Origin of the sequence: Agrobacterium sp. MA01 (genome assembly GCF_009650195.1) — a bacterium.
In the GTDB taxonomy this organism is placed as follows: Bacteria; Pseudomonadota; Alphaproteobacteria; order Rhizobiales; family Rhizobiaceae; genus Allorhizobium.
On sequence record NZ_CP045854.1, the window covers coordinates 3,173,990 to 3,187,538 of the forward strand.

Genomic DNA, 13,549 nt, shown 5'->3' on the forward strand with positions numbered 1-13,549 from the left:
GGGGGAAGCTCAGCACTCCGATTGCTGAATTTTGGAAGCGCTTTTACATTGCCTTGCAAGAATTGTCAGTATGCAGGATCGCATGACATAAGCGTACAAACGGCGATCTTGCCGTAACGGTGTGAACGACACGGATGAAGCTCAAGGAATTTGCCAAAGAGATCGGCCTGTCACCGACGACCGTGAGTCGCGCCTTGAGCGGTTATCCGGAAGTCAACGAGGCGACACGCGCACGGGTGATGGAAGAGGCAGCCCGCCTCGGCTATCGGCCGAACATCAATGCCGTGCGCCTTGCGACCGGCCGCGCCGGTGCCATCGGCGTGGTGATGACCAAGGCTGGTGACTATCAGTTCTCCGAATTCCTCAGCGGCATGGCTGATCGCCTGAGTGGCGAGGACATCGACATCCTCATTACGCCCATGGCGGAGCATGCGCCCGGCGACGAGCTGCAGCTTTACCGGCGACTTGCCGAAAGCCGTCGGGTCGATGCCGTCGTGATCCACTCGCCACGCCCCAAGGATCCCCGCATCGCGCTTCTGCACCAGTTGAAGCTCCCCTTTATCGTGCATGGCCGCTCCGCCACCGAGGTCCCGCATGCCTGGCTCGACATCGACAACGAAGGCGCAGTCAGGCGGAGCACGGAACACCTGCTTGACCTCGGCCACAGGCGCATCGCGCTCCTGAATGGTCGAGAGGGCCTGACGTTCACGCTGGATAGACTGGCTGGCTACAAAGCCGCCCTCGCCGAACGCGGCATCGACTATGATCCGCAGCTCGTCACACATGGCAGCTTCACGGACGAGATCGGTTTTCGCTTCGCCCGCTCCGCGCTCGAACAGCGACCGCGCCCTACAGCCTTCGTCGCCGGTTCGATGATGACGGCGCTCGGCGTTTATCGCGCGGCCCGGTCGAGAAACCTTGTCATTGGACAGGACATTTCTGTCATCGCCCATGACGACGTCTTTCCGTATCTGACCGCCGAGAACATGGCCCCTTCTCTCTCGACAACCCGCTCATCGATCCGCGCCGCCGGAAGTCGAATTACGGACCTCCTCCTGCAAATGCTTTCGGGATGCCAGGCAACGGATGTGAAGGAGCTCTGGCCGGTGGAACTGATCCTGCGCGAAACCAGCCGGCCCGTTCCGAAGGATGCAGCCGAATGACCGGTCCTCACCGCAAACGGATCGTCGTCATCGGCCACATCAACCATGACCGCATCTGGCGACTGACTGAGCCACTGCGTGCCGGTGGACGGATTGCCTGGTCATCGCGGGAGACACGCCTCGGTGGCGGCGGATATTTCACCGCTCGCAGGCTGCTCGATCTCGGACACGACGTGGCGCTGCTGTCGAACCTGATGGACGATGCGCATGGGGAGGAAGCGCTTGCCGAATTGAAGGAAGCCGGCTTCGACACGACGCTGATCGCGCGGCGTGACGGCCAAACCGATTTCGCAGATATCATGCTCGACCCCACAGGCGAGCGGACCATCCTTTCCAGCGAGCGACGCCTCTCCCGCACCTTTGTGCTCGATCGCGCAATTAAGGCCGATGCCTTCTACGTCAACGCGCCGAAACTGCCAGACGCCATCCTCACCTCCCTGAACCGCGCGCCCCTCGTCATCTCGCAGTTTCCGCTCCGCGAGGGCGAGGTCCGTCCCGCCGATATCATGGTCGGTTCGAAAGCAGACCTGCCCGGCACCCCAATTGCTGAAGTCTGGGTCATGGCACGCAGGCTCGCGACAGAGCGGCTCACCCATCTCGTGATGACGGACGGCCCGGCCGCAATCTCGGTCTTTGACGGAAAAATTGAGACCCAGGTGCTCCTGAGCCGCCGGGTCACCGTTCGCGACACCATCGGTGCCGGCGACACCTTCAGCGGCAGTCTTATGCACGCCCTGCTGGGCGGGAAAAACGCCGTTGAGGCGAGCCAGCTTGCCGGCGACGAGACAACCGCATGGCTTGAGAAGCGTGAAGCCCAGACGCGATCTGCAACAGAAAAATCAATATCATAACATCTTTATTTGACCGTCCTGCGGGAACTTCCTGACCATCCTCCGAGTTGCTGGGGCGCCAAACGGAGGAAGGCATGACTGAAGCCGATTTCACCTGGAACGTGCCCGTCGAACTGGAACTGCCCTGTGGGCTGACGCGCCGTTTTCTCAATGCATATGACGCGCTGGATTTTCTCGATGCGGAGTGGCCGACGAGACGCGGCCCTGCTTATGAACGCGCCTTGCGGCTTTGCCGCAAGGCACTGCGGGGCACTCGTGCAACCGAGCTGGCACGCAGCGCCTTCATCGCGGCGGCAGATGAAGCGGGCATGCGGCAGTGTTCAAACCCGCAAAAGCAAATGGTGAGCTTCCTGCCGAGAGCGAGACCCGCCGTCGCCTGACATTCCGGAGCAAATGAATGACGCGCCCGGGCGAGACGGATAGTTGCATCCGCCCCGCTCGGGATAAGTTTCGAAGGGGAGAGCCGCTCAGGCGGCTCCCGAGGTCAGCACCGCGATCGTCTGCCCTTCCATCAGCTCCCGCAGCAGGATGCCTTCGGCGGCAACAATCTGCCGATCAGACAAGACGTCCGTCCAGCCATGCCCTGCGAGCGCCTCAGGCAATTGCACGACGGTATCCCCCCAGAACTGTTCCGATAACAGTCCCTCGCCCTGCTGAAGCATGGCGACCGGTAGACGACAGGCGACGGTGATCACCGCGACGCCGTCATGCACTCGCGCAAACGCCACGGCCTGCGACTGGCGGGGGCCCGCGATCGTCAACGGCAGATACCGCCCCTGCAGGAACAACTGGGGATACCGGTTGCGAAGCGACAGACCGCGTCCGACGACCGCTTGTTTCAGCCACCCCTCGGCCAGTGCGCGTGGGTCGCCAAAGGAAATCGGCGCCGTGGGATCGAAAGCGGACAGGGTTTCGAAATGTGGCGGACGCCGATTGTCGGGATCGACGAAACTGAAATCGAGCGCTTCGCTTCCCTGATAGATGTCGGGAACGCCCGGCGCGGTCAGTTTGATCACGGTCTGGGTGAGGCCATTGATCAGACCCGCCCAGATCAGCGGCTGGATGTCGCGCACGAACTCGTTGATGAATTGAGGACTGTCGAGAAGCAGCGTCCGGACATAGTCCTTCACGGCAGTCTCATAGGCTTCGTTCACCGCGTTCCAATTAGTCCTGAGCTTTGCCTCGCGCAGGGATTTCTCCACGAAGGCCGAGACACGCTCGGCGAAATCGGCGATCCCTTCCCGGTCGTCCGCCGTGAGATCGACCGGCCAGTGGCCGATCAATGCCTGGAAGATCATCCACTCGACCTCGGCTTCGGGCGCAGGCTTGCCATCGACCTCTGCGACGGCACCCCGATGCGCCTTGCGCCAGCCGTCGATCAGGCCTGCAAAGCGGGGCGCATCCTCGGCAAGCGCAAAGAGACGCGCGCGGGCATCCTCGCCGCGCTTGGTGTCATGGGTCGATGAGGCGGAAAGCCCCGATGGCTGCGTCTGCGCACGCCGCTGCATCTCGGCATGAAAGTGTTCGAGTCCGCCCTCTTCCGGCTCCAGTTCTCCGCCGACCTCGTTCAAGGCCAGGAACTCGACATGGCGGAAGAACAGCGTGTCCTCGAGCGACTTTGCCATCAGCGGCCCGGTTAACTGCTGGAAGCGGCGACGGAAGAGATCGGATCCGACGCCCCCACCTTCAAACCGCCCTTCGCCCTTCAGGAGATCGGCGATGGACCAGGCCGCATCAGCCGCCGTCTCGTCCAGCCGCGCTTTTGCTTTGCTCAGCACCTGATCAACGAGTTGCCGATCTTCGGCGCTCATGTCTCCCTGGGCCGCATAAGTCCGATAGCGTGGGAAGGCGAGAAGAAGCTCTTCCAGGGCGCGGCTCATCGTCTCCTCGTCGAGCCCGAGCAGATCGGCGCCCTGCCCGACCAGGGCCTTTACCTCGCCGGCGAAGTTCACCCGGATCATCCGAAGCTTCGCCTCGCGCATCTTGTCCGCAACAGGCGTCTGTGGCCCCGCGATCGCGGCATAGGCCTGACGCATGGCTAGGAAGCCCGCAGAATCGAGCAGAACCGGCACCTGGGCCGCGATGAACTCGTAGCCGGTCGAACCTTGCACGGGCCAACTCTTTGGCAGATCCTCTCCCCGGGCCAGGATCTTCTCGACATAGATCGGAATACCGTGTCCCACGGCGTCGCGCAGTTCCTGCAAATAGCGGCCGGGGTCTGCGAGACCATCGACATGGTCGATGCGCAAGCCGTCGACCTGACCGGATTGCACCAGATCCAGCACCGTCCGATGGGCAGCCTCAAAGACATCCAGGGCCTCAACACGCAGTCCGACAAGACCGGCGATTTCGAAGAAACGCCGATAGCTGAGGCCCTTGGCGGCTTCCGTCCAATGCATCAGGCGAAAGGGCTGAAGGTCGTGGAGAAAGAGCAGAAACTCTCGCTCCTCAGCCTTCACCTGGAGCTCCTCAAGCAGCCCATCGCAGCCATGCTCGCGGCAAAGCGAAACGACGGCTTGATGGAATTCGGCCTCCTCACCGGCTTTTGCCTTGCGCCCGAGATCCGAGAGCGGCGCGGCCATCGGATGCTCACAATTGGCGAGAGCGGCCGGATAGGTCGATGGGTTCAGCGGGTAGAGACTGTCAAAATAGGCGAGTGCAAGCACCCCTTGGTCAGCATCGAGCGCGAGCGAGACCTCTTCATCCACCACCGCCTGCTGGAAAGGCTTGCCGAGAAACGGAAGCGTCAGCCGCTGGCTCCAGTCGATGTCGAAATAGTGCCCATAATTACTTGCCTCGCCCCATTCGATGACGCTGCGCCACCAGGCGTTTTCGAGACTGGCCGCCATATGGTTTGGCACGATGTCGAGGATCAGGCCGAGACCTTCGGCCTTCAACGCGGCAGCCAGACGTTCGAACCCCTCACGACCGCCAAGCACGGGATCGATGACATTGGCATTCGTGACGTCATAGCCGTGTGTCGATCCATCGGTCGCGGCAAACACGGGCGACGCGTAGAGATGGGTGATGCCGAGACGCTTCAGATAGGGCACGAGCCCGATGGCGCGGTCGAAATCCATGCCGCCGCGAAACTGCAAGCGGTAGGTCGAAACGGGAAGAGGCATGCTGGCATCCTTGAGGGTGGGGTGTCCGACCCGGACCAACGCCAACCGGCCTGCCTTGTTCCCGCCGTCCCAGTGGATCCGGGATCCTCAGTGGAGGTCGAATTCTCCGTCCACCTTGCGCCATTCGTTCGGCCCGATCAGCCGCTTGTGGCTGAAGCGCACGGAATGCAGGTCGCCATCCAAATTGGTCCGCCAGAAATCATCGTCGGCAAGCTGCGTGAGAAGCCCGACTTCGCCTACGACTGAAATGCCCAGACCGGCGACTATGGCGACCTCTTCGCCCAAGGCGTCATCGACCCGGCCAAGGTGGTCCGTACCGCGCTGCGGGATGCAGCCTCCGTTGCCGGCCTCCTGATCACCACGGAGGCGATGATCGCCGAAAAGCCGAAGAAGGAGGCAGCCCCGGCGATGCCGGCAGGCGGCATGGACTTCTGAGCTTTCGAAGATCTATGAACGAGGAAGGGCCGCTCCAGAGGGCGGCCCTTTTGGTATTTGGGGCGAGAACGCTCAGGCCGCGAGCGCAGCCGGAACGGGGCTGAGGCCCTCGAAGGTCGGCCGAGCGATATAATAGCCCTGGATCAGATCCACGCCGAGATCCGTCAACATCTGAAGTTCGCCCGCAGTCTCCACCCCCTCACAGACGGCGGTAACGCCAAGTTCGCGCAGCATGTCGAGCGTACGGCTGACAACAATCTGCTTCACGCTATCGGTGTCGATGCCGCGGATAAGATCCATGTCGAGCTTCACCAGATCGGGCTGGAATCGGGTCAGAAGGTTGAGGCCGGAATAACCGGCACCAAAATCATCGATCGCCGTCTTGAAGCCGATCTCGCGATAGCTTCTCAGGATATTGAGCAGATGCGCCGTGTCGAGTTTCTCAACCTCGGTGAACTCGAAAATGATGCGGTCGAGCGGAAAATCCGTCCGCCGCGCGGTCTCGAGCGTCTGGCGAATGCAGGCACGCGGCTCGTACACGGCATTCGGCATGAAATTGATCGACAGATGCGGCATCCGGTCCCGAGGAAAAAGGCTCGCGGCCAATTCGATGGCGCGTACCCGACATTGCTGGTCGAAAGCGTAACGATTGTCGGGATCGACCAGCGAGAGCACCGATACGGCACCGCTGCCATCAAGGCCACGAACGAGTGCCTCATGCGCGAAAACTTCACGACGCCGGGTGTCGATGATCGGCTGAAATGCCATCGAAAATCGCGACTCGAAGGCGGTCCCATTTTTGCAACCCTGGCAGGTCATCGCGGCTCCTGAATTATGCTTCTCAACCAAAACACAACCGTCTTAAGGAAGCTTGAAAGCTGCTACGCAACCAGTTTCCGAGGAAGCAACCGTCTTGCTCCGTTATTCATGACCTTTTTTGGATTGCTGATTTAACCAATCGAGATAATCGAATATCCTCGAACATGAGGCTGATTCGAAAAAGCCTCACGAGCTAAATGACTTAGCTGGGGATGCGGACATGAGGGAACAGACCGATATCGAGACCTGGGCGATGGTCCGGGCTCAACAGATCGTCATGCAGCACGGCGCAAATCTGGTCGTCGCGGCGCAGAGACTGGACCACAAGAAGACTACCGCAAATACCTACGCGCTTCGGACTGCGATCATGGCATCGCTGATCGAAGCCAGGAAATCGCCGTCTGCAGACGCGATGGCATCCATGGACGCACAGGCCTGAGACGAGGGCCGAGCAGCCGAATGGGAACGTACTCAGTTCGCTTCCCGAAGGTCGACGGAAGTGCTGGCTCACCTTGATCGCAGCAGTCAGACATGCGAGCGTCCTGCCATGCGCATTCTGCTCGTGGAAGACACGCTCGACGTCGGAGAGGCCATCTCTCGCCGCTTTGAAACCATCGGCCACACGGTCGATTGGGAGACGAACGGCCGTGCGGCCTCCGAGATCCTCGATTTTACCGAATATGATCTGGTGATCCTGGATGTCATGTTGCCGGGCATGGATGGGTTCTCAATTCTGAAGCGAATGCGTGACCAGGGCTCGACCGTGCCTGTCCTCGTGTTGACGGCCCGCTCGGAAATCGACGATCGCGTCGGCGCACTCGATCTTGGCGCGGACGATTACCTGGTAAAGCCCTTCGACTTCCGCGAACTGGAAGCCCGCGCCCGTGTGCTGCTGCGGCGACACGCCGGTGGCGAGGCGACCAACGTGATTGCCTGCGGAGATGTGCTTCTCGACCGCACCCAGCGGACGGTCAAGGTCGGCAACCGCGAGGTTCAGCTGAAGCGCCGCGAAATGACCCTGCTCGAAATCCTGGCAAGTCGTCCGGGACGCGTCTTCAGCAAGGATCAATTGCTCGATCAGCTCTTCGGCTTCGACGAACCAGCAGGTCCGAATGCCATCGAGCTCTATGTCGGACGTCTGAGAAAGAAGCTCGAAGGGGCCAGGGCACGCATCGTGACCGTGCGTGGCGTGGGTTATCAATTGGTGTCCGATGCAGAGGACTAGGCGCTCCCTGTTTGCGCGCCTCGTCATCCGCGTCGCCGTGGTGCTCGCGGGGGGCGCAGCGATGCTGATGACAGCAGCGTGGCTTTATGCCCGTGCAGCCGCCGACGAAGCCTATGATCGGCTCCTGCAGGGTGCCGCGATCCAAATCCTTGACGGTCTGGTGGTCGAAGAAGGCCGCATCACGGTCAACCTGCCGCCGAGCGCTTTCGAACTGCTCGGCCTCGCACCGAGGGACAAGATCTTCTACCGCGTCATGGCACCCGACGCCTCGACACTCACCGGCTACGAAGACCTGGAGTTTCCGGTCGACATCGCCAATGCCCGTACCGAGGCCTTGTTCCAGACGTCACGCTTCCGCGATCAGCCGGTGCGCATGGTGGCCGCAAGCCGCGCGATTGCAGATCCCTCGATCGGTGGTTGGGCAAATGTTCTCATCGCCCAGACCACAGAGGCGAGACAGCAATTGACAACGGAATTGACCACGCGTGCCCTGGCGCTGGTCGGGGTCATGAGCCTACTTGCGCTCGGGGGAACCATCCTTGCTGTGCGTTACTCGCTGCGACCGCTCGATGTACTCGGCGACACGCTTCGCCGCCGCGACAGCCAGGACCTGACACCGCTCGCCGTCGACGTGCCTCGCGAACTCGCCCCCTTCGTGGAGTCCATCAACCACTTCATGGGCCGACTGGATGACCGGTTGCAGCTGTTGCAGCGCTTCATCGCCGACAGCGCCCATCAGATCCGCACGCCACTGACGGCATTATCGGCCCAGGTCAGCCTGATCAACGAAGAAGCGCTTTCGGAGAATGACCGCCGTCACCTCGACCGGGTGAAGAACCGGGCATCGGAGCTTGCGCGGTTCACCACGCAATTGCTCAACCATGCCATGGTCATCCACCGGTTCGATTCCGTGCAACTCTCGCCGATAGACGTCGTCGATGTCGCGCGCAAAGCCTTCCGCGCGGCCGTCCCGATCACCATCGACCCTGACATCGTCGTCTCCTTCGAGGCGCCGCCGGAGCCGCTGATGGTACTCGGCGATGGCTTGAGCCTGCGCGAAGCGATCGTCAACGTCATCGACAATTCGCTGCGCCATGGTGTGGTATCGAGCCTTGCGGTGCGGGTGATCCGGCGCGGCGATTTCGTTCTGGTCGAGGTGGAAGACGATGGCCCCGGCATCCCGGCCCAGGACTGGACGCAAGTTACCCGACGCTTCGTCTCGTCAAAGTCAGGCGAAGGCAGTTCCGGCCTCGGCTTCGCCATCGCCTCTGAGGTGGCCACAACGCTGAACGGTGCGCTGGCCTTCCGCGAACGGACGCCCGGGACAGGCTTCACCACCTTCCTTGAACTCCCCCTGATCGATGCGAGGCCAAGCGCATGAACCTGTCGACGATGTTCCACGCCGTGGTGTCGGGCTTTGTCACGGCGGCCCTGGCCTCGACCTCGGCTCTCGCTCTTGAGGGGGAGCGCTCTGTCTTCCCCGCACCCGGACAGGAGCGGACAAGACTTGTGATCAACGGGGTGACAGACGCCGACGTCATTGCGCCGCTGATCCGGGACTTCCAGGAAACGGCGCGCGATGTGACCGTCGAATTCAACGACTATGTCAGCAACGATCTCTTCCGCGAGGCAGAACTGGCCTGTCGGCAGCAAACGAGTCACGGCGACCTCTGGATTTCCTCGTCGGTCGACCATCTCGTCAAGCTCGCCAATGACGGCTGCGCCAGGTCACACCAGTCGGAGGAAACAGAGCGTGTTTCGGCCTGGGCCAACTGGCGCGACGAAATCTTCGGCTTCGCCTTCGAGCCCGCCGTCATCGTCTATGACGCCTCCCAGGTGCCGCCGGAGGACGTGCCGCGCTCACATGTCGAGATCGCCGAACTCTTGCGCCGCAAACCGGACGAATACTGGACCCGGATCGGCACCTACAATGTTCAGCTGTCAGGCGTCGGCTATCTCCTCGCCTTCCACGATGCCCAGCAGGCACCGACGAGCTATGGCCGCCTTCTCGAAAGCTTTAGCCGCGCCCAGGTGGTGACCAGCTGCTGCAACAAGGAAGTGCTCGATCTGATCGAGGAAGGCAGGCTGAAGATCGCCTACAATATCCTCGGCTCCTATGCCTATGCACGCTATCTGCGCAACAATGACATGCGCGTGGTCGTCCCTCGCGACTACACGCTGATCCTGACCCGCGGCGCAATGATACCGACCCAGTCGCCCCAGCCGGATCTCGCCGCCCGCTTCGTCGACTATCTGGTTTCCGAGCGCGGCCAGAAGGTGGCGCGGGAGAAAGCCTTCTACTTTGCGGAAAATGCCCCCCTGCCCCCGGGCGTCGACGGTCCGATCTCGCTGATTGAATCCGGCATTGGCAGACCGATCCGCGTTGGCCCGGCCCTGCTTGCCGCCCAGGATCGGGCGACCCGGGAAGAGTTCATTCGCAACTGGAGCTCGCTCTTCGCGCCCGGTGTACCTTGATCCTGAAAGCAGCAGCATCCCAATGAAAAGGGCGGCGCCTTGTCGGCGCCGCCCTCATTAACTCTAATCGGTGTTTCTGGCTGAACGCTCAGTCCGCCCCGCGAGCGATGGCGCCCGTGGTGACGAAGCGACGCTGGTAAGCAAAGAGCGAGCCCCCGACCACCAGTCCGATGACATCGGAGATCAGTCCTCCACTGATCATGCTGAGGGCCCCGACGAGCAGGAGCAGTCGCAGCGGCACCCCGAGTGCACCGAAGAACCATCCCTGGACCGCAGCCGCCAGCATGTAGATACCAAGGCTTGCCGACACGAACACATGCAGGACTTCCAGCCAGGTACCTTGCATCAGCATGGCCTGGGAATAGAAGAACATGAACGGCACCACGAAGGCCGCCAGGCCGATCTTGAAGCTCTCGACGGAGGTCTTCATTGGATCGGATCCCGCGAGCGCCGCCCCTGCATAGGCAGCGAGCGCCACCGGTGGCGTGATCGCCGACATCACCGCAAAGTAGAAGACGAAGAAGTGCGCGGTGAGGACCGGAATGCCGAGATTGACGAGGCCGGGTGCCACCACGGCTGCAGCAACGGCATAGGCAGCAGTCGTCGGCATGCCCATGCCCAGCACGATGGAAATGCACATTGCGAAGAACAGCGCCAGCAGCTGGTTCTGCTCGGCAATACCCAAGAGCAGGCTGGAGAAGCGAGCTCCCACGCCCGTCAGTGCGATGACGCCGACGATGATGCCCGCACACGCGCAGACGGCGACAAGCTGGACCGACATGCGTGCTGCGATGTCGAATGCCTTCGCCAGCAACCTCGGTCCCATCCGGTGCGGCGTCAACCAGCTGACCACGGCCGCGGCCATCATCGACACCGTGCCGGCGCGGATGACCGAATAACCGGCAAACAGGGTGTAGATCAGCATGATGATCGGGATGAACAGGTAAGCCTGCTTCAGCAGCTCTTTGAAGACCGGCAGTTCTTCCTTCGGAAGACCCTTCATGCCGAGTTTCGTCGCCTGCAGATCGACCATGAAGTAGACGGATGCGAAGTAGAGCACCGACGGAATGATCGCGGCAATCACGATGTCCGTATAGGGAATGCCCGTGACTTCCGCCATGATGAAGGCACCGGCCCCCATGATCGGCGGCATGATCTGGCCGCCGGACGACGCAGCCGCCTCGACTGCCGCAGCAGTCTTGGGCGGATAGCCGACCTTCTTCATCAACGGAATGGTCAGCGAGCCCGTCGAGACAACGTTGCCGGCCGAGGTGCCGTTGATCATCCCCATCAGACCCGAGGCGAGGACGGCGACCTTGGCGGGACCGCCGCGCGCACGACCCGCTGCCGCAAATGCAAAGTTGACGAAATAGTCGCCGACCTTCGAGGCCTGCAGGAAGGCCGCGAAGGTGATGAACAGGATGATGTAGGTCGAAGACACCGCGACAGGATCGCTCAAGATGCCCTGGTCGGTGAAAATATAGGTGAAGAAGCGGCTGGCATCGTAACCGCGATGGTTCAGGAAGCCAGGCAGGTAAGGACCGGCAAACGAATACAGGATGAAGATCGAGGCGATCACCACCAGGGCGAGGCCCGCGACACGCCGCGTCACCTCAAGGATAAGAATGACGCCAACGAGGGCAGCATAGAAGTCCGCCGGCTGGGCCATCGCAGTCCCGGCCCTCAGACGAAGCGGCCCGACGTTGAACAGGATATAACCAAGCACCGCGATCGAGGCGATGCCGAGCGCGTAGTCAGCCCAGTCGACGCGGGTACGGTCACGGCTGGGGAAGAACCAGGCAGCCAGGAGGGCGGCCGCAGTGCCGGCGATGAGCGGCAGACCATAGGTTGAGAAGACGAAGGCAGGAGGGCGTGCAGTGCCGGCAACCCAGTAGGCGCCCCAGGCATAGGCGATCATGGCAAAGCCGTAGCCGATGCCACCGACACCCACCAGAAGAAGCAGCCATTCGATTGGATTGCGCCGCACCCGGTCCGGCACAGTGACCGGCAATTGCACGGCCGAGTAGATCAGGAAGCCCAGAAGCAGTCCGCCGCAGACATGGATCAGGCGATAGGTCCAGGTTTCGAGCGGATAGAGGTTCATCACCCCGATATGGAAGGCGGTATAAGCGATGCAGAGGACGATGATCGCCTTGTTAGTCCAGTTTGCATGAAGCCGCTGGTTGCTCGCAACCGGCTCGTCATCGACGTTTTGAGCCACGATGGGCCCAGCGGCTTGCTGCGCTGAGATGTTGTCAGCTTGTGTCATGGTTATGTGTCCCGATAAGGAAGCCGGATCTTGCACGAAGGACGGCGGCAGCCAGAGCTGCCGCCAATTGCCTGCACTGCGAGGCGCAGGTTCCGGGCTTTACTGGCCCTTCAGAGCATCGGGAATGGTGATGCCTTTTTCTTCGAAGTAGCGCACCGAACCCGGGTGGAACGGCAAGAAGGTGTTCTTCTCGATGTTCGCGGAAATGGTCTCGGAGGCCGTGGCATGGATCTGCACCATGCGTTCGTTGTTTTCCATCACCAGCTTGGTGATCTCGTAAGCGAGCGTCTCAGGCATTTCGGCATTGGCGACCGCGAAGTTCCAGAGGCTGACGGTGCTCTGCGGATCGGGGAAGCCCTGGTAGAGACCGCCGGGCACCTCGAAGGCTGCCAGTTCCGGCATGGCGTCGAGGATCTTCTTCTGCTCGTCTGCATTGAAGCCGAAGATGTTGACATCGTTTTCAGCCGCGATCTGCGCGAAGGCCGAAATCGGAACGCCAGCGGCAAAGGCGAAGGCGTCGATCAAACCATCCTTGACCTGGCTCGTCGCATCGTTTGCACCCGAGAACGAGATGACCGGCTTCACGCCAACGCTTTCGAAGTAACGCGGCCAGTAGGTCGCGGCAGTGCCGCCGGCAGGGCCGACCGACACGCGCTTGCCATCGAGGTCAGCCACGGAGGTGATGCCCGACGACTTCAGTGCAACGACCTGGAACGGGGTCTGGTACATCGGGAACAGGGCGCGCAGGTTCTTGTGTTCGACGCCCGGTGCGAGCTCGCTGTTGCCGGTCCAGGCTTCATAAGCCGGGCCCATGGTCACGAGACCCATCAGGTGGTCGCCGGTCTCGATAAGCGTTGCATTCTGCACAGGACCGCCGGTGACTTCAGCGGATGCGTTCACACCCAGCTTTTCCGTGATCAGGCCGGCAAGACCCGTGCCGTAAATGAAGTAGGTGCCGCCCTGGCTGGCGGTGCCAATAGTCATGCTACCTGGCCAATCGGCCTTGTCCTGAGCCGACGCGGATGCAGCAAACGTCAGTGCCATGGCCCCAGCCATAGCGATCATGAACTTTTTCATGAAGTCCTCCCTACATGTTATGACGTGACAGAGTCCGACGCCTCCTCTGGGCCGGACCTTCCGCGAGCTAAGCGCCGGCTTAAGCCGGAGGCAACGTGGCGTGGTCGCCC

At 61.6% G+C, this 13,549-nt stretch carries 11 protein-coding genes and 2 pseudogenes; 8 read left to right on the forward strand and 5 right to left on the reverse strand.

Annotation, left to right across the window (positions count from 1 at the left end; genetic code table 11):
- The first annotated feature begins 134 nt into the window (after positions 1-134).
- The 3 genes from GH983_RS15360 to GH983_RS15370 all read left to right on the forward strand — a co-directional run bounded on the left by GH983_RS15360 (position 135) and on the right by GH983_RS15370 (position 2,394).
- Positions 135-1,163 (forward strand): substrate-binding domain-containing protein, encoded by a 1,029-nt coding sequence (locus GH983_RS15360; RefSeq protein ID WP_069043298.1) that lies wholly within the window; start codon positions 135-137, stop codon positions 1,161-1,163.
- Positions 1,160-2,014: a PfkB family carbohydrate kinase gene (locus GH983_RS15365; protein WP_069043297.1), complete on the forward strand. Its 855-nt coding sequence runs from the start codon at positions 1,160-1,162 to the stop codon at positions 2,012-2,014. The genes GH983_RS15360 and GH983_RS15365 overlap by 4 nt, the downstream gene beginning before the upstream one ends.
- 74 nt (positions 2,015-2,088) lie before the next feature.
- Positions 2,089-2,394: a DUF982 domain-containing protein gene (locus tag GH983_RS15370; RefSeq protein ID WP_054147901.1), complete on the forward strand. Its 306-nt coding sequence runs from the start codon at positions 2,089-2,091 to the stop codon at positions 2,392-2,394.
- An 87-nt stretch (positions 2,395-2,481) separates the two neighbouring features.
- On the opposite strand, the gene treY is transcribed toward GH983_RS15370, so the two are convergent.
- A complete protein-coding gene (treY, locus tag GH983_RS15375) occupies positions 2,482-5,139 on the reverse strand; it encodes a malto-oligosyltrehalose synthase (protein ID WP_069043296.1) in 2,658 nt (885 codons plus the stop codon).
- A gap of 87 nt (positions 5,140-5,226) precedes the next feature.
- A pseudogene (locus GH983_RS15380) lies at positions 5,227-5,340 on the reverse strand (aspartate-semialdehyde dehydrogenase); the annotation flags it as partial.
- On the opposite strand from GH983_RS15380, the pseudogene groEL reads away from it, so the two are divergent.
- A pseudogene (gene groEL, locus GH983_RS15385) lies at positions 5,338-5,574 on the forward strand (chaperonin GroEL); the annotation flags it as partial. The pseudogenes GH983_RS15380 and groEL sit on opposite strands and share 3 nt — an antisense overlap.
- Positions 5,575-5,646: 72 nt before the next feature.
- Here the strand turns inward: groEL and GH983_RS15390 are convergent.
- Positions 5,647-6,342, reverse strand: a complete 696-nt coding sequence (locus GH983_RS15390) for an EAL domain-containing protein (protein WP_335622522.1) — start codon at positions 6,340-6,342, stop codon at positions 5,647-5,649.
- Between the two features lie 271 nt (positions 6,343-6,613).
- Between GH983_RS15390 and GH983_RS15395 the strand changes: the two genes are divergently transcribed.
- From GH983_RS15395 to GH983_RS15410, 4 genes are all read left to right on the forward strand, one after another.
- Entirely contained in the window at positions 6,614-6,832 is a 219-nt protein-coding gene (locus tag GH983_RS15395; RefSeq protein WP_069043295.1) for a hypothetical protein, read from the forward strand.
- Positions 6,833-6,940: 108 nt separating this feature from the next.
- On the forward strand, positions 6,941-7,618 hold the full coding sequence (locus GH983_RS15400) for a response regulator transcription factor (protein ID WP_054147896.1): 678 nt from the start codon (positions 6,941-6,943) through the stop codon (positions 7,616-7,618).
- Entirely contained in the window at positions 7,605-8,999 is a 1,395-nt protein-coding gene (locus GH983_RS15405) for a sensor histidine kinase (protein WP_054147895.1), read from the forward strand. Before GH983_RS15400 ends, GH983_RS15405 begins: the two co-directional genes overlap by 14 nt.
- Complete coding sequence (locus GH983_RS15410) at positions 8,996-10,093, forward strand: ABC transporter substrate-binding protein (RefSeq protein ID WP_054147894.1); 1,098 nt, start codon at positions 8,996-8,998, stop codon at positions 10,091-10,093. Before GH983_RS15405 ends, GH983_RS15410 begins: the two co-directional genes overlap by 4 nt.
- A gap of 88 nt (positions 10,094-10,181) precedes the next feature.
- Here GH983_RS15410 and GH983_RS15415 read toward each other — a convergent pair whose 3' ends face one another.
- Both GH983_RS15415 and GH983_RS15420 read right to left on the reverse strand, forming a co-directional pair.
- On the reverse strand, positions 10,182-12,362 hold the full coding sequence (locus GH983_RS15415) for a TRAP transporter fused permease subunit (RefSeq protein ID WP_153762848.1): 2,181 nt from the start codon (positions 12,360-12,362) through the stop codon (positions 10,182-10,184).
- A gap of 99 nt (positions 12,363-12,461) precedes the next feature.
- Positions 12,462-13,439 (reverse strand): TAXI family TRAP transporter solute-binding subunit, encoded by a 978-nt coding sequence (locus GH983_RS15420; protein WP_054147892.1) that lies wholly within the window; start codon positions 13,437-13,439, stop codon positions 12,462-12,464.
- Positions 13,440-13,549 lie beyond the last annotated feature (110 nt).